Genomic DNA, 23,486 nt, shown 5'->3' on the forward strand with positions numbered 1-23,486 from the left:
ATTAAAGATGGACAGGGATCTAAATGGTGCGCGAGGGATTTTCCTTCGTGCATTGGTTGATACGCCTTGGTTAAGAAATTATCTTAACTTATGTATTTGTTAACAAATGTTAGCAAAAAAGTATCGGTCAACCCCTAACGCCTTCAGAAAAACAAATCCTCAAAGCTGCTTGGGATAATGAAAGCTACAGTAGCCTTGCTGAGAGCTTATATCTTAGTGTTGGTCATATTAAAGATTTAGCGTCCCTATTATGGCAACGTCTTTCCGGTGTCTTTGGGGAAAAAATCACTAAGAATAACTTTCGATGGGTTATTGAAGTGCGTTGTGGCACATCTTCATCTTCTCAAGAAGAAATAGGAGAACTTAATGGTGATGAAAAGGAAGATCCGAAAGGTAATATTTTAATTGTTGATGACCTGGTTGAAAACTTACATTTCTTAACAAATCTATTAAATGAACATGGGTATATCGTCCGAAGTGTTAATAATGGGAAGATGGCATTAAGAACAATCCAAAAGACTCACCCGGATGTAATTTTGCTCGATATTGCCATGCCAGAAATGGATGGGTATCAAGTCTGTCAAGCTTTAAAAGCTGATGAAACAACCTCAGAAATTCCGATAATTTTCTTGAGTGCGCTAAATGAAGTTTTCGATAAAGTCAAAGCTTTTCAAGTCGGTGGAGTGGATTATATTACCAAACCCTGTGAACCCAAAGAAGTGATCGCCCGTTTGCAAACTCAACTCATTATTCAACAACAAAAACAGAAGTTAAAACAGCAAATTGAACACCATCAACAAACAGCAGAAATTCTCTACCAATCTCGGGCTTTACTGGCTAATTTATTAAATAGTTCTAAAGATGGAATCATGGCTTTACAAGCGGAAAGAGATATGATAACTGAAGAGATTAACAATTTTTACTGTTTAATTATTAATCCTATCTTTGTTAAAATTTTGGGTCAAAAACGAGAAAATCTTATCGGTAAGACTATTCCCAAAAAAATGCTTAATCAACTCAATCCTAAGCTATTTAATTCCTTGATTAAGGTAGTTGAGACGGGGGAAGAAATCGAAGAAAAAGTTTGTTGGGGAAATGATCCGGCTGAAGGTTGCTGTTATTTGACTGCGGTAAAATTTGGAGATGGGTGTTCAATTACAATTCGTCAAATTACCAATTTGAATCTCATTGAATTTAAGTGTCAACTGTCAGCTAATAATAACTGATATAGCGCTATAAAACTAGGAATTTGTTCAGGGTGGCTTATTTTTTTTGAGTCGTTATGAGTCAATTAGGGTGCAAACGGTTGTTATACTGATCACCAATCTATGATTCCATTTAAAACGATAAAACCGTTGATTGAACTTCTTGCCAGTGAATCCGATACAGTTGTAACGGTTCAGCTTTGCCTTTAACAATAACGGGGGGAATTTTTTCTAAGGGAATACTGCGATCTTTAAGTTGATCAAATGTGGATTGAGAAATTAAAATTTCGTTTTTTTGAGCAGCAGAACAAATCCGACTCGCTACATTCATAGTATCTCCAATATGGGTATATTGAATTAGTTTAGAAGAGCCAATATTTCCCGCCGCCACCTGTCCGGTATTCAGTCCAATATGAATATAAATGGGTTCACCATAACGCTGTTTCCATTGTTGATTCATCCGATAAACAGACCATTGCATTTCAATCGCCGCCCGCACCGCTCGATCAACATCATCATGACGGGAATAAGGTGCTCCCCAAACCGCAACTAAGGCATCTCCAATATATTTTTCTAAGGTTCCTTCAAAGGGAAAAACAATTTCCTCCACCATAATTTTAAAATATTCATTTAACATAGAAATGACTTGTCTCGGCTGCATTCGAGACGACATTTCGGTAAAGCGAGTAATATCAGAAAATAAAGCGGTAACTTCACTTTCTACAATCCCTAATTTTCCTTCTTCCCGCAGTTTTCGACTCACCGCCGGGGGGAAAAATCGTTCAAGTTTATTCCGAATGACCGCTTCTTCCTGCATTTTTTTATATAATTCAGCGTTATCAATAGCGATCGCCGATTGATTGGCTAAGGCGGTTAAAAACTCTACATCTTCGGGAGAATAAATGTCTGTTAAAGATAAATTATCGACATACAACACCCCAATCACACTTTCTCGAAGTTGTAAAGGCGCACACATGGACGCATGAATCGCTTGACACAAAATCGACTCAGAACCCTCAAAGCGTTCATCTGATTGAGCATCGGCTATTAACAATGCCTTCCCTGTTTCGCGAACGGTATTGGTAATTTTTTTACTATAAAAATGTTCATCCGCTAAGGGTTCTTCCCGAAATTTAACGGCTTTTCGTTCTAAATTATTGGTTTTGGGATTAACGAGCAAAATTGCCGCCCGATCAACATTCATAATCTGAAATAACAGATCTAAAATTTTATCCAGCAGTTTATTGAGTTCATGGGGAGAAGATAACTCTTTGCTGACTTCTAATAAAATTTTTAACTTATCAACAACTCGTAAATGGGCATCTTGTTGGCGAATATTTAAAACTGAACTTCCGGCGGGGGAAGGTTCTAATAAATCTTGAATAATCGTATAACTCGCATCCGTCGCAAATTCTTGAATCACAGAGGTTTGAGAATTCTCCCCATGAGCTTTTAAGGCAGGTGTGAGAGAAACATTCATAAACTTAAATACTACACGACCACAACGAATTAAATCCCCAGACTTGAGATTTGAGTGTTCAATCATCACCTCATTAACAAAGGTATGATTACTACTCTGCATATCGGTAATCGTGATTTTATCTTCACGGACATCAATGCAAGCATGACGACGAGACAAACTCACATCCGTCAAACAAATCGTGTTATCCCGTCCCCGTCCGATGGTATTCTCACCGAACTGTAAGTTAAACGTCATGGCGCTGGTCGTATCGGGGTTGTAAATGATATACGGCACTTTCCTCTTAACCTAATTCCTATAAAAGCGTTACATAGACGGGATTGTGCGAATCAATGAAATTTCAGTGTGATGTTAAAGGCATTTATTAGAAGGTCAAAAATGAACAGCCCAGTCATAACCGTTGATTCCTGCGGTTGGCATCACTGTCTGTTTACAATTTAACTCCAATTACCGGATTTATCCTAATTTTAGCTTGAGCAGCAAGAAGCCTCACACTTACCGCGATAGCGGAAGTGTTGAGATGAATTGCGCGTGAGTTGACGACAGTTCTGCGACCAAATTCTTCCGCAGGAAGAACAGGGAGCAGAACAGGTCGGAAACGAACAAATCTTATGTTATACTATTTTATAGCAAACGTAGTTCACTCTAATATGTTAAGAGTCGTCAAAGTCAGGTTATATCCAGATGTCCAACAACAGCAGTCACTAGCGCAAGCTTTTGGCAGTTGTCGTTGGCTTTGGAATTATTGTCTGAACTTGATGAACCAAACATACAAGGAGACTGGTAAGGGGTTATCTGGATATGAAGTTAAAAAGATAATTCCCCAATTAAAGAAAGAGTATGATTGGTTGTCACTAACTTACTCACAATGTTTACAGCAAGTTTGTTTGAACTTGGGTGTAGCATTTAACAACTTCTTTGAGAAAAGAGCTAAATACCCTAGATTCAAATCTAAGCATGGTAAACAGTCAATACAATATCCTCAAAATGTTAAAGTTGCTGATAATTGTGTAACCCTCCCAAAAATAGGAGATGTAACAGCAATTATCCATAGACCTATTGAGGGGAAAGTTAAGACTGTAACTATATCTAAAAACTGTTCTAATCAATATTTTGCAGCTATTCTGTTTGATGATGGTAAAGAAAAACCAGAATTAAACACAGAAGGTAAAGCAATAGGTATTGACTTGGGATTAACCCACTTTGCTATTACTAGCGATGGGTCAAAGTTTGATAATCCTAGAATACTGAGCAAGCATGAAAAGAATTTAAAACTTAAACAACAGCAGCTATCACGAAAACAAAAGGGTTCTCATAACCGCAATAAGGCGAGATTTAAAGTCGCTAGAGTTCATAGAAAAATAACTAACTGCCGTGAGGATTTTCTGCACAAGCTATCGCGTAGGATAGTTAACGAAAACCAAGTAATTGTGCTTGAAAATCTCAACGTTAAAGGCATGGTGCAGAATCATTGTTTGGCTAAATCCATTCATCAAGTAGGATGGGGAATGTTCTGTACCATGCTTAAATACAAGGCAGAAATGGAAGGGAAAATTTATCTTGAAGTTGATAGATTTTTTCCCAGTTCAAAAACCTGCCATGTGTGCTTGAACCAAGTTGGTAGTTTGCCGCTAGATGTAAGATTCTGGACTTGTGAAAACTGCCAAACTAGACATGACAGGGATGTGAACGCAAGCATTAACATCAGAGATGAGGGACTACGAATACTTCGACTACGCTCAGTACAAGTTTTGACCTCTGGAACGGGGGATAAAGCCTGTCGCCCAGATGTAAGTCGAAGTAAGGGAGGACGAAAGAAATCCACTACTGCGCTTTCTGTTGGGCAGGAAGCCTACACTGTACCGCAAGGTCAGTGTAGGTAGTTCACATTGCGCCTTCTAACGCAGCCCCGACGACGCGATGATCTTCATCTTTTTTCAAATAGTGTAATGCAGCCTGGGCTTGGGGATGATTAAATTTTCTCAAGGCTAAAGCCACACGAGTCCGAATTCGCCAAACTGGAGTTCCGACTAATTCTAAAAGCTGTTCTAAGGCTTCTGTTTGTTTCTCTGTTCCGGCTAATCCGGCTAACCCTTCAATGGCGGCTTCTTGAGCGACTTGTTCGGGGGCACTCAACGCACAAATACAGATGTCATACAATGCTTGGGGGTGACGACGGCTGATCAAGGGTTCTAAAATACTCCGTCGCACGAGCCAGTTACAATCTTGACCAAAACAACGCACGAGGTAAGGGATGGCTATTTCCCCATATTGGGAGAGGGAGTTAGCCGCTTCCGCACGAACATTGGGATCGGGATCGTGATCGAGGAGTTCCACCAAGGCTTGAAAGGATTCGGGGGATTGTTGACGTCCCAGTCCCATCGCCACAAAAGACCGGATAATAAATTCAGGATCACTGAGTTTACTGATTAATAGAGGAATCGCTACTGTACTCTCGTGATCGTTTAACTCAGTTAGTCCCCGGAGTCGCTCCTGAAAATCATGGCTATTCAGGTAGGTTTGGATTTGCTGGATCTGCATCAGAATCCTCCAGAAGCGTTAAAATTTAAAATCTGTGTTTGCAACAAAAGGGTCTTAATGGGGTTTGATTTATTAATGATGATCGATAGACTTATTTACTTTACTGCAAAATTTTAATTCCGCAAAACTATCTCCAGAAAGAGGAGTGAATGCGTATATATACTGACCTCTGTGTCAATTCTGGATTTTATTGATATGTATTTAAAAGTATTACATCTACGACAGTTCCGAAACTATGTTGATCAAAACGTTTTATTTGAAGCCCCGAAAACGATTTTATTAGGAAATAATGCTCAAGGAAAATCGAATTTATTAGAAGCGGTGGAATTGCTTTCTACCCTCAAAAGTCATCGGGTAAGTCGAGATCGGGATTTGATTTTTGATCCTGAACCTACTGGACAAGTCAGTGCTACGGTGGAACGGGACGTGGGAACTTTGGATTTAGCCATTACCCTGCGTTCCCAAGGCGGACGAACGGTTGCTCTCAATGGTCAATCTTTGCGTCGTCACTTGGATTTTTTGAGTGTATTAAATGTGGTTCAGTTTTCTAGTTTAGATTTAGAATTAGTTCGAGGTGGCCCTGAACATCGACGCAGTTGGTTAGATCGGTTATTGGTACAGTTAGAGCCTATTTATGCTTATATTTTACAACAATATAATCAAGTCCTACGTCAACGCAATGCCCTCCTGAAACAAATTAAACAGAATGGGGAAGTTTCCGATTCTCAACCAGAAGAATTAAAGCTTTGGGATGTACAATTAGCGATCGCCGGAACCCGGGTTTTACGACGGCGGAATCGGGTTTTAGAACGTTTAGTTCCTTTGGCTAAAGCTTGGCATCAATCGATTAGTGGCAGTACGGAGTTATTAGAGATTATTTATCAACCGAATGTTAATTTAGAGTTACCCAATCAAAGTTTATCAACCACACCCCCGGAGAAAATTCAACAGGCTTTTTTTGAGAAACTCGCTACTCGATTAATCGCCGAAAAACAACAAGGTATTTCTTTAGTTGGCCCCCATCGAGATGATGTGATCTTTACGATTAATCAAACTCTAGCCCGCAATTATGCTTCATCGGGTCAACAACGCACGTTAGTTTTAGCGTTAAAATTAGCGGAATTACAACTGATTGAAGCGGTGGTGGGGGAACCTCCCTTACTATTATTAGATGATGTCTTAGCTGAGTTAGATCTACATCGACAAAATCAACTGTTAGAGGCCATTCAAGATCGCTTTCAAACATTAATTACAACCACCCATTTAGGGTCTTTTGATCCTCAATGGTTAAAGAACACTCAAATTTTAAGCGTTAAAGCTGGACAAATTCACCCGCTAAACTCCTGTCGCTAAACCCTAGCCAAATTGTAAATTCAACGTATAATCGAATTAGGATCGGCTATGCTGTGGTAACTCCAGGAATCAGGTTCAATGCTTTCTGAGGGTTCCCCCAAAGAAACGAGTACAACCTTGGTTTTTACGTTTGAGCTAATCAAACAATTCCATCATGGATTTCTCCCAGTTCTTCCGTTCTCTATGGATCAGTCAAACCTGGAAAAAAATTCCCTTACGGTTTGTCTTGATTATTCCCTTTGTTATCCAGATTACAGCAACGGTATCTATTATTGGTTACCTTTCCTTCTTAAGTGGGCAACGTGCCATTGAGAAAATGAGCAACGAACTCATGATTGAGGTAACTCAGCGTGTGAAAGATCATATTGAACACCTAACAGAAGATACAGAAACAATTACCCATTTGACGCTTTCTCATTGCCAAGCTGAAAACATAGATTTAAACAATCTGAATCTGTTAGAAAGACAGCTATTTTTAAACTTACATCATTTTAAGTTTATTAGTGCAATATTAGTGGGAAATGAACAGCATCAGTTTGTAGCCGTTAGTCGTTTTAATGGACAGCGACTCTGGCGTTCTAGTCCCCAGGATTCATCCCTGATTTATGATTATGCCCTTGATCAAACAGGAAAACCCATTAAACTTTTAAGAACCTTTTGGAAACCTAGTGTTACCCTGCGTCCTTGGTATCAAGATGCGGTGAAAAGTCAAAAAACACGCTGGGGTTCCCTTTATTTATTAGGAAGTCAAGAAGATTGGGTATTAAATCTCAATACGCCAATTTATGAACCCGAAACAGGGAAATTGTTGGGGGTCTTGTCCGTTGGAATCGTCTCTTCCGATCTCAGTGATTTCCTTAGCCAGATTCAAGTTGGAGACGCGGGACAAATTATTTTGATTGATAGACAGGGAAATGTAGTAGCAAATTCTCAAGGTAAAGTTAATCAACAAAAACATCAAGAATTAAAACAAATTAATATTTTAAATAGTCAAGATCTATTATTAAATAGTATCGGAAAGTTTTTAATTAAAAATTACGGGGATTTACAAAACCTTCAAACGGTACAAAATGTTGATTTCACCATTCCACTGACAACTTGGGAAAGTTTATCAAACCATTATTATTTACAAGTTGTTCCCTTAAAAAATCAATATGGTTTAGATTTACTGACTATTATTGTGATTCCTCGAAGCGACTTCATGGCTGAAGTCTATGCTCAGTTTAAACAAACCTTTTTTCTGTGTACTGGTATTGTTATATTAGCGATTGGTGTGGGGATCTTGACCAGTCGTTGGATTATTAAACCCATTTTAGCAGTTAATCAAGCAGCTAAACGGATTGCAGAAGGTGAAATTCAACACCTCAGCGATTTTGAAAGAAGTGATGAAATTGGGGAATTAGTTCAATCTTTTAAAGGAATGAATACTCAATTACAAAATACTTTAGTTCAACTTAAAATAGAAATTCTTAAACACAAAAAAACCGAAGCAAAATTGCGCCAAGCTCAACATATTTCAAGACTGAGTATTTGGGAATTTTATTATCAAACTAAAACCACGATTTGGAGTCCAGAAATTTATCAACTTTATGGTCTTGACCCTATCGTTAAACCCCCTCAAGGAGAAGAAATATTACAGTATATTTATCCTGACGATCACTCCATCTATCGTCATGAAATTCTTAAACCTTTATGGGCGAAAAAACCTTTCGCAGCAGAATTACGAATTGTGCGTTGTGATGGTTCAATTGGCTATGTAGAAATCCAGGGAGAACCGATTTTTGATCAACAACACAAAGAGGTGATTCGCTTATTAGGAACCCTCAGAGATGTTACAGACCGCAGACAAGTGGAAATCACCTTAAAAAATCAAGAACAATTATTACGAAGTATTTATGAGGGAGTGGAGGAACCTATTTTTGTGGTAGAAGTTGGAGATAATGGAGAGTTTTACTATGTAGGAACTAATCCCGCCCATGAGAGAATAACAGGTTTTTCGCGTAAATCATTGTTAGGAAAAACCCCTCAAGAATTAAAGATCCCTTCCTGGGAAAAGGTCATCCAACATTATCAAGACTGTATTGATGCAGGAACGTCTATTTGTTATGAAGAAGTCGTGGTTTTAAATGGTGTAGAAAGGTTTTGGTATACAAGCCTTACACCCTTAAAAGATTTAGAATCTAAGATTTATCGGATTGTTGGAACCACAATCGATACCACTTATATTAAAAAAACGGAGCGATCGCTACAGTCTGCTTTACAACAAATTCAAGAACATTTTGAAAACTCACCCTTAGCGATTATAGAATGGGATGCTCAAGGTAAAATTAAACGCTGGTCAAAACAAGCTGAAGATATATTTGGCTGGAAAGCAGATGAAGTTGTCGGTTTATCGAATGATGATTTTTCCATGATCCATGAAGAAGATCAAGAAAATGTTTATCAGGAAATTCAGAAAATGATATCCGGTCAAACCAGTACCTTGAAAATGCAAAACCGCAATTATACGAAAACCGGAGAAATTCTAACTTGTGAATGGTTTTCGTCAGGTATTTTTGATCAACACGGAAATTTAACCTCTACTTTATCCTTTATTCAGGATATCACCGCTCGTCAGCAAGCAGAAGAAATCTTACGTCAAAGTGAAGAACGGTTTAGAAGTGCATTTACCAATACCGCAATTGGAATGTTTATTGTTTCAACAAACTGTAGATTTTTACAAGTTAACGATGCAATTTGTCAAATTTTAGGCTATTCTGAGGCAGAACTTTTAAATTTAACGTTTCATGATATTACTTATCCTGATGATTTAGAAAGAGATTTAAGTTATGTTAAACAAATATTAGAAGGTAAAATTAAAACCTATACGTTAGAAAAACGATTAATTCATAAAAAGGGAAATTTAGTTTCAGGATTACTCAGTATTGGTTTTGTTCAAGATCGTCAGAATCATCCCCTTTATTTTGTCGCTCAATTTCAAGATATTACTCAACGAGTACAAGCAGAACAAGCTTTAAAAGAAAGTGAACAACGATTTGAACGCGCCATTAAGGGATCAAATGATGGAATTTGGGATTGGTTTGATATCCATCAAGAACAAATTTGGTATTCTCCTCGATTTTTTGAAATTATGGGGTATCAACCGAATGAATTTCAACCCACTTTAACCCGGTTCAGAAATTTTATTCATCCTGATGATCGTCAGTCTGTATTTCAAACTATTGAAAATCATTTGCAGTTTAATAGTCCTTACTTTATTGAATATCGGTTGCTGCACAAATTAGGTGATTATATTTGGGTACAAGCTAGGGGAGAAGCCCTCAGAGATGAACAAGGAAACCCAGTGAGTATGGCGGGTTCCGTAACCGATATTACCGAACAAAAATTAGGAGAATTAGCCCTACGCCAAAGTGAAGCCAAATGGCGACATTTAATTGAAGCTAATATTGTGGGGATTCTTTTTGCTGATTTTGAAGGCAGAATTTTAGAAGCCAATGATGCCTTTTTACGGATAATTGGCTATAGCCGAGAGGAGTTAGAAAAGGGACAATTACGCTGGGATACGATTACTCCCCCTGAAGGTAAAGCCGCTGATCAAGAAAGGGTTCAGAAAATTTTAAATGATAAGATTTTACCCCCCGATGAAAAAGAATATTTCCATAAAGACGGGACTCGAATTCCGGTGATTTTAGGAGCAACTTTATTAGAAGAACAAAATCAATGTGTTGCTTTTGTGTTAGATATAACCCAACAAAAACAAACCAAAATCGAGCTTCAAAAAGCTAAAGAACAAGCGGAAGCCGCTAATCGGGCTAAAAGTAACTTTTTAGCCAATATGAGTCATGAACTTCGTACCCCTTTGAATGCTATTTTAGGGTTTACGCAACTGATGGTGCGGGATTCTACCTTAGCATCCCATCATCGAGAGAAATTACAAATTATTAACCGGAATGGAGCTTATTTATTACAGTTAATTAATGATATTTTATCCATTTCTAAAATTGAAGCTAATCACGTTACCCTCGATATAACATTATTTGATTTATATCAATTATTAGAAGATTTAAAAAATACCTTTGAACTGCGTTCTAGCTCTAAAGGAATACAACTGATTATTGAGAAATCTCCCCAGTTACCTCGATATATACAAACCGATGAACGCAAATTGCGACAAGTTCTGATCAACTTATTAGATAATGCGATAAAATTTACCTATCGCGGTTCTGTCACCCTGCGAATTAAGCCTTTAGACTTGACTGTTAACGGCTCTGATTCTTCTCGATACACACTTGAGTTTGAAGTACAAGACACCGGGGATGGAATCGCCTCAGAAGAATTAGATTCCATGTTTGATGCTTTTGTACAAACCACAACTGGACGACAATCTCAACAAGGAACCGGGTTGGGACTACCGATTAGTCGTCGATTTGTAGAGCTTTTGGGCGGTAAAATCACCGTCAGGAGTCAAGTGGGAATAGGAACTTGCTTTCAATTCACAATTGAGGTTCCTGAAATTGACACTACAACCCTGGCGTTATCACAACCCGAATATCAAGTGATGGGACTCGCACCCCATCAACCTGAATACCGAATTTTAGTGGTTGATGATTTAGAAGCAAACCGTCACTGGTTAGCGAAATTATTACGTTCTGTGGGGTTTGAGGTTGAAGAAGCGGAAAATGGAGAAATGGCTTTGATTCTGGTAGAATCCTACAACCCCCATTTAATTTGGATGGATCTGCGAATGTCGGGTATGAATGGCTATCGAGCTACTCAAGAAATTAGAGCCAAAAAAGCTCAAACTTTGTTATCGACCCCCCCTGATTTTGAGCCGTTTCCCAAAATTATTGCGGTTTCTGCTAGTGTATTTGAAGAGGAACGCCAACAAGTAATTGACGCAGGCTGCGATGATTTCGTTGGTAAACCTTTAACGGAAACTACTATTTGGGAGATGCTAAAGAAACATTTAGGCGTAAAGTACAGAGTTGAAGAGTTGAAGCCGAACCAAGCTGAACATCATCAAATCCAGGATGCAGTCATTGTCGAAGCTTTAGCCACTCTTCCGCCAGAATTACTGCATCAGCTTGCTACCGAAACTCAAATTGGGGATTCTGAAAAACTTCTCAGTTTGCTAACACAGATTCCGGCTTCTCAACCGTTTTTAATTAACACGCTTACGGAATTAATCAATAACTTTGAGTTTGAATTAATTCTTCATTGGGTTACACTTGCGCTCTCATGAAATCTAACTCAGCTACCGCGTCTTTAGCCAATATTTTAATTGTTGATGATGTTCCTGATAACTTGCGGGTTTTATCTCAAGTTTTATTACAGCAAGGTTATCGAGTTCGGAAAGCAACTAATGGGCAATTTGCCTTAAATTCGGCCCAATTGATGCCCCCGGATTTAATTTTATTAGATGTGATGATGCCCGAGTTAGACGGGTATGAAGCGTGTCGTTTTCTCAAGGCGGATGAACGCACGCGGGATATTCCGATTATTTTTATTACGGCTAGAGATGATATTGAAAGTAAACTCATGGGGTTTGAAGTGGGCGGATTAGATTATATTACGAAACCCTTTGATGTTCAAGAAGTTGTCGTTCGGGTTGCGACTCAACTGAAAGTCAGTCGATTGCAAAAAGAACTGCAATTACAAAAAGAACAGTTAGAGCAAAAAAATCAACAACTCGAACAGGAAATTTGCGATCGCATTACCGCCCAAACTGAACTCCAAAACTTAAATCAAGGGTTAGAAACTAAAGTTGAACAACGTACTCAAGAACTGAGACTGAGAAATCAAGAGTTAATTAGTTTACAAAAAAAATTAGAAATTTCTTTAAAAAAAGAACAATCTTTAAGTGAAATGAAATCTCAATTAATTACGACAATTTCCCATGAATTTCGGACTCCTTTAACGGTGATCATGACTTCTAATGAATTAATTAAATATAAAATCGAAAAACAACAAACTCAAAATTTAGATCGTCATTTAAACCGAGTCAATGAAAGTGTTAAACGCATTGAACAGATTTTGAATAGTGCAATTGTATTGGCACAAGCCGAATCTAATGTAATTAATTTTGAAGCTCAAATTTTAAATTTAGATTTATTTACTAAACAGATCTTAGAAGATTGGAAACCTCTGGAAAACCAATCCCATCCCATAGAATTATCTATTAAAGGGAATCATCCTGAAGTCTTTAAAGCTGATCCCAATTTTCTTAAACAAATTTTAATTCATTTATTAACCAATGCAATTCGTTATTCTCCAGAGGGAGGGACGATTAATCTGGAACTGATTTATCAACCCACTGAAGTTATTTTTAAAATTCAAGATCGGGGAATTGGCATTCCTGAATCTGAACTAGACCAAGTATTTGATGCCTTTTATCGCGGCAATAATGCGGATTCTATCTCAGGAACTCCCGGCGCTGGATTAGGATTAACCGTTGTTAAACGCCTTGTAGAACTCCATCAAGGAACAATAACCCTGGAAAGTATTCTTAACCAAGGAACAATTGTTACCCTTTCTTTTCCTGTTTCAGAAGTTGAGAGTTGACGGTCAACCCTCAACCCTGAACAAAATCCCTTAAGTCGTTTCTGGCGACGGGGATGGAGTTTCAGTTTTAAACACAATTCGCAGCAACGGAGGCGCTAAGAATGTGGTGAGGATAACCATCAAAATAATCGCCACATCCAAAGCCGGAGATAAGGCACCACTGGCAGAACCAACGGCGGCGAATACTAATCCGACTTCTCCTCGTGGAATCATCCCAACGCCAATTCCTAAACGATTGAGGTTATCCAAACCAAACACCCCCCAACCTGCTGAGATTTTGCCAACAATTGCCACCACAATTAAAAACACAGCAATAATTAATCCTTCCCGATTTTCAGGAATAGCTGGGTTTAAAACACTTAAATCCGTTTTTGCCCCAACCGCCACAAAAAATACGGGAACAATGACATCAGCAATGGGTTTAATTAGCTCTTCTAACTCCTTACCTGGTTCGGTTTCATCTAACACTAACCCGGCTGCAAATGCCCCTAGAATGGCTTCTAGGTGAATTGCACCCCCAATATAGGCTAAAAGCAGGGCTAAAATTAAGGCTGGAACCACAACCCGACCTCGTGTTTTAAATTGTGAGGCAAGAGCAACAAAAGTTCCGTTAAAAAACTTGCCTAAAACAATCGCACCGACAATAAAAACACTAGCACTAATAATCAAATAGATGATATTAGCAATATCAATTTCGCCTGTTTTGGCTAAACTGGCAACAACTGCTAAAATCAGAATGCCTAAGACATCATCAATCACCGCCGCACCCAAGATAATTTGACCTTCTTGGGTAGACAAACAACCAATTTCTGATAGAACCCTAGAGGTAATCCCGATACTGGTAGCCGTCAATGCTGCACCTGCAAAAATTGCTGGAATTACAGGAACATGGAAAATAAACATCAGTCCTGCTGTTCCGGCAACAAAGGGAACAACAACTCCAATACAAGCCACAATAAAGGCTTGAATTCCTACCGCCAGCAGTTGTTCAATATTGGATTCTAAACCAATTTCAAACAACAAAATAATCACACCGAGTTCGGATAAAATCTCTAAAACTTCGCTTTGAGATTTAAACGTTGCTTCTGCTGCATCGGGGCTTAAGCCGGCGGTCGTTTCCAGAATACTAATAATCAGTGAATGAGAACTATCAATCCCTCCTTCTGGAAAAATCACTAAATGCAGGGCAGAAACCCCAATAATTACCCCTCCTAGCAATTCTCCCAAAACCGGAGGAAACCCTAACCAGTTGGCAAACTCTCCCCCCGCTTTACTGGCTACAAAAATCGCCACTAAACTCAGCAGAACCCCCAGTAATACCATTGTTGGTTCTGCTTTCCCTGGAGGGCAAGCTTCCGTCACCGTTCCCAAAAGTGGTAAAAATCCCAATCCAGATTTTGAGAACATAGAACCCAACGGGAAAACCCCTGTAACTAGATCCACTGTTAACTCCATCTAACTCACCCCAATTACTTTAGCGGAAACAGACACAGGGGGACAAGGGGATGAGGGGACAAGGGGACAAGGGGACAAGGGGACAGGGGGATGAGGGGACAGGGGGACAGGGGGATGAGCAGATAACTGATAACTGATAACTGATAACTGATAACTGATAACTGATAACTGATAACTGATAACTGTTAACTGATAACTGTTAACTGATAACTGTTAACTGATAACTGATAACTGATAACTGTTAACTGTTAACTAAAGACTCGATGCTGGAGGCTGGGCATTTGGCGACGGACTTGTTCAAGACGGGCTGGATCAATTTCTGCGATCGCCACTCCTGGTTTATCTCCCCCATCAGCGAGAACAGCCCCCCAAGGATCAAGAATCATGGCATGACCATGGGTATATCGACGGCCATAATGACACCCCGTTTGAGCGGGTGCAATCACATAACAGGTATTTTCAATCGCTCTCGCTTTGAGGAGAATTTCCCAGTGATCCTTTCCGGTATAGGCGGTAAAAGCAGCCGGGACAAATAAAATTTCTGCTCCCTGTTGGGATAAGTGGCGATAAAGTTCAGGAAATCGGACATCATAACACACCGATAATCCTAAATTTCCCAATTCTGGGGAATCATAAACCGGAGGTAAAACACTTCCGGCCATCACCGTATTAGATTCCCGATAAGTATTGCCATCGGGTAAATTAACATCAAAGAGATGAACTTTCTGATAACGCGCTAATTCCTGACCATTAGACCCCATCAACACCGCCGTATTGTAGACTTTGCCCTCTGTTGTGGGAACTGGAAAACCCCCAGCTAAAAGTGTAATTTGAAACCGTTGGCTAATCGTTTTGAGAAATTTTTCAGTTTTTTGGGCAATGATTTCAGCTTGAGCCAGTTTCTCGGCTTCTTCACCCATAAAGGGAAAATTCTCAGGTAAGCTGACTAACTCCGCTCCCTGACGAACTGCTAAATCAATCAATTCTTCTGCCTCTGCTAGATTTTTGTCTAACCAAGGCGTACTGGTCATTTGAATAGCCGCAGCAAGATAGGATTTCATTGAACAATATAAATACAGTTAACCATTAAAAGTTGACGGTTGACGGTTGACGGTTGACGGTTGACGGTTGACGGTTGGAAGTTGACCCTTAACTCACAACCGACAACTGACAACCGACAACCAAAACCCAATTTAACTCAAGGTTAAATTACGGCATAGGGTGGAAGAGTAAATCGGGGAAAAAGCGATTAAATTCGATTAAAATTCCCGCAGTAACGGCCATCCAAGCGGCGGCTAAAACAGGGGCTGTTGAAAGATATTTCAGGAAATACTGCATGAGTTTTTTCTCCTAAGTTTGCAACCGTGTGAAAAAGAATTAATCAGTTAAAAGAAAGCAGAATTCACAAAGAGTATTGGTACATAAACAAATATTGTTTATGAATCGATTAGATAGAAAATTTGAGGTCATAAAGTTAACCTAAATTTTCCCCAATCTTTGCATGAGAATTCTGCAATTAACGAGGTGAAACGGTGATTTCGTCATCTTTAGCGAACATTTCACCTGTAGTGAATTCTTTCAACGCTGCTAAAGGCCACAGGAAGCCACTGAGCATATAGGTCAGGGCCACAGGAACATCGATGATAATTTCTTTTTCTGTGGGACTGTCGCTCTTTTTAGCATATTGTAAATACGCCCGACCGACCCAACCAATCCACCCTGCAATATACAGGAACAGAATGCTCGGAATTACGAAGTCTCCCGCATGAGCTAGGCTTCCATCAGCGATTAAATGGGGTAAGCCGTCTTCTTTGCCACACAGTTCTTGTGAATAACGCTCAAAGCGTGCTTTCACTCGTGCAGGGTCAGCAGAAGAAGAAAGAGCAGTTTTGGCCCGTTGCTGAAACACCGAAGATTCAGAACAAGGAACAAGATTATAAGCTGAAGCTGCGGGAACAACGCTCATCCACAAGCCCAGGGCTAGAATAGCAGCCAACAATCGACGCATAGAAGTGTTTCCTTTTGTTACAAAACAATACGTTTTTTATCCTTTGAGTCGAGGGGGGTTGTAAAAAACATCCCCTTGACGTAGGGAGGACAAAGCGTTTGTTATCCCTCGTAGCGAGGTCAAAACCCACGCAGAAGAATGGGGACGATTAGGTTCAGTTGTTCACTGTACCCAAAAAGATCTGTAATGATTAAGCTACTCAATAGAAGCTCGAATCATTTCATAAAATTTATCAGTCAATGGCAACAGTTTTAGCAATTGAAACAAGTTGTGACGAAACCGGGGTCGCAATTGTAAAGAATCGTAAAGTTTTGAGTAATGTTGTGGCATCTCAAATTGCCATTCATCACCCTTATGGGGGAGTTGTACCCGAAGTCGCCTCTCGCCATCATTTAGAAATGGTGAATTCTGTTCTTGACCAAGCCTTAGACACCGCAGGGTTAGACTGGTCAGCTATTGATGGCGTTGCAGCAACCTGTGCCCCTGGACTGGTAGGGGCTTTATTAACCGGAATTACGGCTGCTAAAACTTTAGCCTTGGTACAGAATAAACCTTTTCTGGGCATTCATCACCTCGAAGGCCATATCTACGCCAGCTATTTAACCGAAACCACTCTCCAACCGCCCTTTTTATGTTTATTGGTATCGGGAGGCCATACCAGTTTAATTCATGTCAAAGACTGTGGCGTTTATCATACATTGGGACATACCGTTGATGATGCGGCCGGAGAAGCCTTTGATAAAGTTGCCCGGTTATTAAATTTAGGATATCCTGGCGGGCCTATTATTGATCAATTAGCCAGCCAAGGCAACCCCAAAGCCTTTACATTACCCGAAGGCAAAATTTCTCTACCCAATGGGGGTTATCATCCGTATCATTCGAGTTTTAGCGGATTAAAAACGGCGGTATTACGATTAGTTCAAACGTTACAAAAAGAAAACGATAACCCTTTACCTGTTGCTGATATTGCAGCAAGTTTTCAAGAGACTGTTGCTAAAAGTTTAACAAAACGAGTGATCGCTTGTGCGGTAGATTTTGGATTAGATACCATTGCGGTTGGGGGTGGTGTTGCAGCAAATAGTGGGTTAAGAAACTATCTGCAAGAGGCGGCTAAACTTCACAATTTGCGGGTTTTATTTCCCCCTTTAAAATATTGTACCGATAACGCCGCGATGATTGCTTGTGCGGCTTCAGACCATCTTAATCAAGGTCATCTTTCACCCTTAACATTAGGGGCACAGTCCCGAATGTCGTTAGAGGAGGTTATGCAGTTATATCAGCAATAAGTTTGTTTGACCTCTCCCCCAACCCCTCTCCTGCAAGGCGAGGGGAGACTAAATTTTATAGTTAATTAAATCTAAAATCAATTTAAAAATATTAATATACACAATCACGCACTATAGCGCTACGCATTACGGTGTTTGACATTTTTAAACCCTGAAACCCTTTCAATTCTTACTGTTCGGTGTTCCCTGTTCCCTGTTCCCTCTTCAAGTAGCGCTATATATTCAGATATTGACGTAGGTTCACCGGATGGGTTACCCATCTCTACGATTGTTAACTGTTACTTATAATCTTAAAAAATTTAAGTGTTGTCCATCAAGTTGTAGGAGCTTATTTAAGTTTCCTTGTAATTTTAATTGACTTTCTTCTAAATAAATAATCTCATCTGCTCTCCTATTAACACTAGGACGATGACTAATTAAAATTGTGGTTTTCCCTTGACGATACTGTAATAATTCATCTAATAAATTTTCTTCACTAATCGGATCTAATCCTGACGTTGATTCATCTAAAATTAAGATCGGGGGATCATTTACAATTGCTCTAGCTATTGCTAACCTTTGACGCTGACCGCCGGATAAATTAGCCCCAAATTCCCCTAAGATTGTAAAATATTTATCAGGAAGTTTATCAATAAAATTATCCGCTTGAGCAAATTGACACGCTTTGACAATTTCTTCAAAAGTAACATGGGGTGATCCAATTCTAAAATTTTCAATAATACTCCGACTCCAAAATTGAGCTTCTTGGGGAACTAAAATCACTTGTTTTCTAATACATTCTAAACTTAAATTTTGTAAATTATAAGCCCCGACTCTAATTGTTCCTCCCTGCAATTCATATAATCCCGCCAGCAGTTTTACCAAGGTACTTTTTCCACAACCGGATTCCCCAATAATTGCTGTAACTTTCCCCCCTTGAATATTGATATTAAAATCTTTAAATAAATCTAATCTTCCTGCATGATGATATAATATATTTTCACAGTAAATTATATCATTATTTTTAAATGTTACCCATTCTTTTTGAGCGTCATTTTCGGTTTCTGAAGGATAATCAATTACTGAAAAAATTCGTTGAATAATAATTCTTATTCTAACAAGTTCAGTCAGTAAACCCACTACTGTTTTAATAAAAACAGTAAAATTAACACTCATACTGTTAAAGGCTAAGAGTTGTCCGATGGTTAATTCTTTATTAATAACTAAGATACTCCCAAACCATAGTAAAACTATGCCCCCAATACTCGAAATAATCTCAGAGAAATTAAAATTTGTTACTCCAATTTGTCCGATTTTAAATTCTAAATTGGCTAATCTGCCAAAACGAGTTTGTAAATCTTCCCAGAATTGAGGTTCGGCTGTCGTTGTTTTCAAGGTAATTGCACCTTTGAAACTTTCGATTAAAACCCCATGAGTTTCTCCTTCTAATCCCATAATATCTTTAATTTTTTTTCTTAAAGACATCAAAAAAACTAAAGATGATGTCGCACTCAATAAAGTGATAAATATGATTAAAAAAGTCAATTTATAACTATAAAATAGCATTAAACTCAACGAAATAATAGCGGTAAAAGATTGAGTCAAAACTCTAACAAACGATTGAGAAATAAAGAAATTAATTTCTTGAATATCTTTTAAACGGCTCACCACTTCCCCACTGCGATGAGTTTCATAATATTGTAAAGGTAAATTTAATATTTTGCGACCAAATTCTTTAATTAATCCTAATTGTAACCGATTAGAAAATTGCATACTTAAGTTAGCTTGAATCACTTGTAATCCACTACTAACTAAGTTCATTATAATAATCGCTATGGCTAATCCTCTTAGGATTTGTTCTTCTCCTCTAATTAATACATCATCGGTTAAGATTTGAATCAGAAAGGGAGAGGTTAAGGCTAAAAGACCGAGAACACTATTAATTAATAAAACTTCAAATATAATAAATTTATAAGGCGCAATACGCTGAAAAAATCTCCCTATTCCCTCAATTTTATCGTCAGGTTGTTGAGCAAAACGTATCGGATCAGGTTGTAATAAAAGTGTAATAAATCCTGACCAACTTTCTGATAATTCTTGACGAGTCACATAACGCATCCCCACACCGGGATCTGCAATAATATATCTTTTACCTTTTTGTCCATATAAAACCACATAATGATACCCTTTCCAGTAAATAATGGCGGGTAAAGGTGCATTTTTCATCTGATCTAATATTTGCGGTTGTGCTCTGGTCGAACGCGCATCAAACCCTAAATTTTCTGCACCCCTTCTTAAACCTGTTAATGTTGTTCCTAATTGACCCGTACCTACGGCTTCTCTAATGCGATTAATACTAAAGTTTTTCTGATAATATTTAACAATTGTAGCTAAACAAGCGGCTCCGCAATCTTCTTCACTATGTTGTAAGACAATCGGATATTTTGGCATAAGTTAAAGATGACGAATAGTTTGAACATCTTGTTCTAAATCATTTTCAGTATACGGTAAATAAGCTTTTTCTTGCTTAAGAAATTCGTAGGTTTCCCAACGAGAAGCAAATTTGAGTATTCGTCTTATATTACTTCAGAAGCACCAATTTGACCTTGACGGTAATAATCGGCGGTGATTAGTTCCAAAATACGCCGAGAAATATTAACAGACTGTAATTTTTATGCTATTTCATCAGGGAGTTCAAGGGTGATTTTCATGGTTATTTTTGGGTTATAGTTTTATAATCTACTCTATTGATTAACTCATTTTAAAATTGTTTCAATCCATTTTTTAACGTGTTTTTTGCCAAGCATTATTTCCTACCATTGATTAACTAATTCTCGAAAAATTGTTTCGATTTCTGCTGGAGTTAAAGTTTGATTGGCAATCATTGGGAGTAAATTTAATAAAATAGCAGTTATATATTATAGCATAGCAGGATTACAAATATTGAATTTTGACATAAATAAAACATCTGTTAAACTTCCGAAACTATAATATCTCGGAAGTTATGACTTTCATGATCAACATTTAATCAATACTTACATTAACCAGGCATTTTTGGTCTACCTACTATTCCCCCCCGGACAAACAATTCTTCTTCAACCGTTATATCAGTGAATAAAGAATTATTGTGAATGTCTTGGCTGATTTTTGGGGTTTTCTTAGTGGTAGCGAAATTGTTAGTTGCTTTCATCTTTTTGTCCTCTGTGTTCATTAATTAACAGGGTTTAACTAAGTTCCATACCAATAAAAGTGGGTTTATATAATAGTTCTGGCGCACGGAAGCGTCCACCCTGGACAAACACTTCTTCCTGTGCTGTAATATCAGTAAATAAAGCATTGTTGCAAATATCTTTCCTGGTTTTGTCTGGATTATTTTTAGAATTGTTGTGATTAGTTCTCATGGTTTTATCCTCTTGGCAAATTAGCTGATGTTTATGGATGCAATTTATGAGTTTTGAGGAGAAGCAATTTAATCAAAATCATTTCCGGTGTACAATGCCTGGGCCTGATTCATCATATTGAGCGCCACCGCGTACAAAGACTTCTTCTTGTGCTGTAATATCAGTAAATAAAGCATTGCTGCGAATGTCTTTGCTGGTTTTGTCGGTTTTGTTGGTGGTAACGGAGTTTTTAATGGTTTTCATGGGTGCTTTCCTATTTATATGTGGGTTGAATTTTGCTGGTGTAATTTATTAATTGCTTTTTCCACAGGGGGATAATTGATAGCTGGCTCTTGGTGTCGTAGAATTTTAGTTAATTGGTTTGAGATTAGAGTCAGCTATGGTGATGTATTGTTATGAAGCACCTGCTATACGGGAAGTCCCACCGCGTACAAACACTTCTTCTTGGGCTGTAATATCAGTGAATAAAGCATTGTTGCGAATATCTTTGCTGGTTTTGTCGGTTTTGTTGGTGGTAACGGAATTTTTAATGGTTTTCATGGGTGCTTTTCTATTGAGGTAGAAGTGTACTGGTTTTTGTATAATCTCAACATAACCCTTTAAAAACCCCCTGTAAATTCGTAAATTTACTAGACTTTTTTTTAGGATTAATACTTTACAAAAGCTTTATATTAGGGCGAAATTGGTCAAAAAAAAGTCCGAAAGCCTTGATAATAATTGAATTCAGCCATATCCGTAATTATGCTGAGAAACCCCAACCCTGATTATCTTCCTGTCCATCAAGATGATGAATTTTTGCCCCCTGTCAGTGGTTGGACAATTTTTGGGGGTTTATTTTTAGTAGGAACAGTCGCGATCGCTTTAACAATATCCGCTTTTACCCCCTTACCTGTGACCGTCAAAGCGATCGCAATAGTGCGCCCCAATGGAGAGGTAAAATTAGTACAAGCACCCACTGAGGGGACTATTACCAAAATTGAGGTTAAAGAAAATCAAACAGTAACTCAAGGACAAGCGTTAGTCACCCTAGATGCTTCTCGCTTGAACACTCGTGAAGCTCAACTTCAGGGAAATGAGCGACAAAATTTACAACAATTACAACAAATTTCAGAACAATTAAACAACTTAAATCTACAAATAGATGCAGAAACCGAAAAAATGAATCGAGCTATTTCTGGCGCAAAGGCTGATTATTTGCGGATGGAAAAAGAACATCAAGAACGGGGTTTAACCGTAGAAGCTCAAGTGAATGAAGCCAGAGCAAATCTGCAAATGGCAGAAGAAGACTGGCAAAAATCTAAAAGCGATCTTAAAGCCGCAGAAGCATCTTTACGTGGCAGTGAATCTGCCTTAAAAATTGCTCAACAAAAAAGCGATCGCTATCAACAAGTTGGAGAATCTGCTTTAGGCAAAAATCGATTAGAAGAAGCTCAATTTGCCGTTGAACAACAACAGGAATTAATTGCAGAAAAGCAAGCATTATTACAAAGTCAAAAACAATCCGTCAGCCGCCAATTAAAAGCCGTAGAATCAGCAAAAGCCAAGTTACAAGCAACCTTAGCTATGGTGAATCCAAGTGATGGATTGGTGATCATGGCGCAAGAAAAAATAGCTCAGGAAAAAGCGACAGGAGAAGCTATTTTAGCTCGTTTAAGTCAAGAAAAAAATAATTTATTACAGCGTCAAAGTGAACTAGAAAAACAATTAAGTAGTGATCAGCAAGAGTCATTACAAGTGCAAAAAGAAATTAACAAAACAATTGTTTCTGCACCGATATCAGGAGTGATTCTAAAATTCAATCTGCGGAATCTCAATCAAACTGTTCGTGTCGGGGAAGAAATAGCCCAAATTGCCCCTATTAATACTCCTCTAATCATTAAAGCCAAGGTTTCTACGGGGGATATTGGCAAAGTTAAAATCGGTCAAAAATCCCAAATGCGGGTGAGTGCTTATCCTTACCCAGATTATGGAATTTTAGCTGGAAAAGTAATCGAGATTTCTCCTGATGCAATTATCCCCCAAAATACAGGTGCTAATTCTATTCTGCCTTATTATGAAGTTACCATTCAACCCGATCAAATTTATTTAAAAGATGATCCAAAGAATACTTTGCAGCCCGGTATGGAAATTCAGGCGGATATTATTGCTAAAAATGAAACCGTGTTAACCTTTATTTTACGCAAAGCCAGGTTATTGACTGATTTATAAAGTCATAGC

19 protein-coding genes are annotated in these 23,486 nt (G+C 38.4%); 7 read left to right on the top strand and 12 right to left on the bottom strand.

The window, feature by feature from the left end; translation table 11 throughout:
• Positions 1–317 precede the first annotated feature (317 nt).
• A complete protein-coding gene (locus tag H6G57_RS24880; protein WP_309236042.1) occupies positions 318–1,226 on the top strand; it encodes a response regulator in 909 nt (302 codons plus the stop codon).
• 112 nt (positions 1,227–1,338) lie between these two features.
• On the opposite strand, the gene H6G57_RS24885 is transcribed toward H6G57_RS24880, so the two are convergent.
• Complete coding sequence (locus H6G57_RS24885; protein WP_375539550.1) at positions 1,339–2,961, bottom strand: adenylate/guanylate cyclase domain-containing protein; 1,623 nt, start codon at positions 2,959–2,961, stop codon at positions 1,339–1,341.
• Positions 2,962–3,335: 374 nt separating this feature from the next.
• Between H6G57_RS24885 and H6G57_RS24890 the strand changes: the two genes are divergently transcribed.
• Positions 3,336–4,568 carry an RNA-guided endonuclease TnpB family protein gene (locus tag H6G57_RS24890; RefSeq protein ID WP_190523622.1) on the top strand — a complete coding sequence of 411 codons (1,233 nt, stop codon included), beginning with the start codon at positions 3,336–3,338 and terminating at the stop codon, positions 4,566–4,568.
• A 1-nt stretch (position 4,569) separates the two neighbouring features.
• Here H6G57_RS24890 and H6G57_RS24895 read toward each other — a convergent pair whose 3' ends face one another.
• The gene (locus H6G57_RS24895; RefSeq protein WP_190523538.1) at positions 4,570–5,226 is read right to left on the bottom strand and encodes a HEAT repeat domain-containing protein; all 657 of its coding nucleotides are present in this window, start codon (positions 5,224–5,226) and stop codon (positions 4,570–4,572) included.
• Between the two features lie 195 nt (positions 5,227–5,421).
• Here H6G57_RS24895 and recF point away from each other — a divergent pair, with 195 nt between their 5' ends.
• The 3 genes from recF (at position 5,422) to H6G57_RS24910 (ending at position 13,140) form a co-directional block, all read left to right on the top strand.
• A complete protein-coding gene (gene recF, locus H6G57_RS24900; protein WP_190523540.1) occupies positions 5,422–6,579 on the top strand; it encodes a DNA replication/repair protein RecF in 1,158 nt (385 codons plus the stop codon).
• Between the two features lie 154 nt (positions 6,580–6,733).
• Complete coding sequence (locus tag H6G57_RS24905) at positions 6,734–11,821, top strand: PAS domain S-box protein (protein WP_190523542.1); 5,088 nt, start codon at positions 6,734–6,736, stop codon at positions 11,819–11,821.
• Entirely contained in the window at positions 11,818–13,140 is a 1,323-nt protein-coding gene (locus H6G57_RS24910) for a hybrid sensor histidine kinase/response regulator (protein ID WP_190523545.1), read from the top strand. The genes H6G57_RS24905 and H6G57_RS24910 overlap by 4 nt, the downstream gene beginning before the upstream one ends.
• 30 nt (positions 13,141–13,170) lie before the next feature.
• On the opposite strand, the gene H6G57_RS24915 is transcribed toward H6G57_RS24910, so the two are convergent.
• The 4 genes from H6G57_RS24915 to H6G57_RS24930 all read right to left on the bottom strand — a co-directional run bounded on the left by H6G57_RS24915 (position 13,171) and on the right by H6G57_RS24930 (position 16,603).
• A complete protein-coding gene (locus tag H6G57_RS24915) occupies positions 13,171–14,547 on the bottom strand; it encodes a cation:proton antiporter (protein ID WP_190523546.1) in 1,377 nt (458 codons plus the stop codon).
• A gap of 296 nt (positions 14,548–14,843) precedes the next feature.
• Positions 14,844–15,656, bottom strand: coding sequence for a carbon-nitrogen hydrolase family protein (locus H6G57_RS24920; protein WP_190523548.1), 813 nt, complete (start codon positions 15,654–15,656; stop codon positions 14,844–14,846).
• A 148-nt stretch (positions 15,657–15,804) separates the two neighbouring features.
• Complete coding sequence (gene psaJ, locus H6G57_RS24925) at positions 15,805–15,933, bottom strand: photosystem I reaction center subunit IX (protein WP_072720591.1); 129 nt, start codon at positions 15,931–15,933, stop codon at positions 15,805–15,807.
• A gap of 178 nt (positions 15,934–16,111) precedes the next feature.
• Positions 16,112–16,603 (bottom strand): Photosystem I reaction center subunit III, encoded by a 492-nt coding sequence (locus H6G57_RS24930; RefSeq protein ID WP_072720592.1) that lies wholly within the window; start codon positions 16,601–16,603, stop codon positions 16,112–16,114.
• Between the two features lie 239 nt (positions 16,604–16,842).
• On the opposite strand from H6G57_RS24930, the gene tsaD reads away from it, so the two are divergent.
• Positions 16,843–17,889: a tRNA (adenosine(37)-N6)-threonylcarbamoyltransferase complex transferase subunit TsaD gene (gene tsaD, locus H6G57_RS24935; RefSeq protein ID WP_190523550.1), complete on the top strand. Its 1,047-nt coding sequence runs from the start codon at positions 16,843–16,845 to the stop codon at positions 17,887–17,889.
• Between the two features lie 282 nt (positions 17,890–18,171).
• Here tsaD and H6G57_RS24940 read toward each other — a convergent pair whose 3' ends face one another.
• From H6G57_RS24940 to H6G57_RS24965, 6 genes are all read right to left on the bottom strand, one after another.
• Entirely contained in the window at positions 18,172–20,319 is a 2,148-nt protein-coding gene (locus H6G57_RS24940) for a peptidase domain-containing ABC transporter (protein WP_190523552.1), read from the bottom strand.
• 3 nt (positions 20,320–20,322) lie between these two features.
• A complete protein-coding gene (locus H6G57_RS29675) occupies positions 20,323–20,448 on the bottom strand; it encodes a UPF0175 family protein (RefSeq protein ID WP_309236045.1) in 126 nt (41 codons plus the stop codon).
• Between the two features lie 460 nt (positions 20,449–20,908).
• Positions 20,909–21,058 (bottom strand): hypothetical protein, encoded by a 150-nt coding sequence (locus tag H6G57_RS24950; RefSeq protein WP_190523554.1) that lies wholly within the window; start codon positions 21,056–21,058, stop codon positions 20,909–20,911.
• A gap of 34 nt (positions 21,059–21,092) precedes the next feature.
• The gene (locus H6G57_RS24955) at positions 21,093–21,269 is read right to left on the bottom strand and encodes a hypothetical protein (protein ID WP_190523556.1); all 177 of its coding nucleotides are present in this window, start codon (positions 21,267–21,269) and stop codon (positions 21,093–21,095) included.
• A 78-nt stretch (positions 21,270–21,347) separates the two neighbouring features.
• Entirely contained in the window at positions 21,348–21,512 is a 165-nt protein-coding gene (locus H6G57_RS24960) for a hypothetical protein (protein ID WP_190523557.1), read from the bottom strand.
• Between the two features lie 150 nt (positions 21,513–21,662).
• Positions 21,663–21,809, bottom strand: coding sequence for a hypothetical protein (locus H6G57_RS24965; RefSeq protein ID WP_190523559.1), 147 nt, complete (start codon positions 21,807–21,809; stop codon positions 21,663–21,665).
• Between the two features lie 201 nt (positions 21,810–22,010).
• Between H6G57_RS24965 and H6G57_RS24970 the strand changes: the two genes are divergently transcribed.
• The gene (locus H6G57_RS24970; protein ID WP_190523562.1) at positions 22,011–23,477 is read left to right on the top strand and encodes an HlyD family efflux transporter periplasmic adaptor subunit; all 1,467 of its coding nucleotides are present in this window, start codon (positions 22,011–22,013) and stop codon (positions 23,475–23,477) included.
• Positions 23,478–23,486: the final 9 nt, after the last annotated feature.

The organism is Planktothrix sp. FACHB-1365, assembly GCF_014697575.1.
Taxonomy (GTDB): Bacteria; Cyanobacteriota; Cyanobacteriia; order Cyanobacteriales; family Microcoleaceae; genus Planktothrix.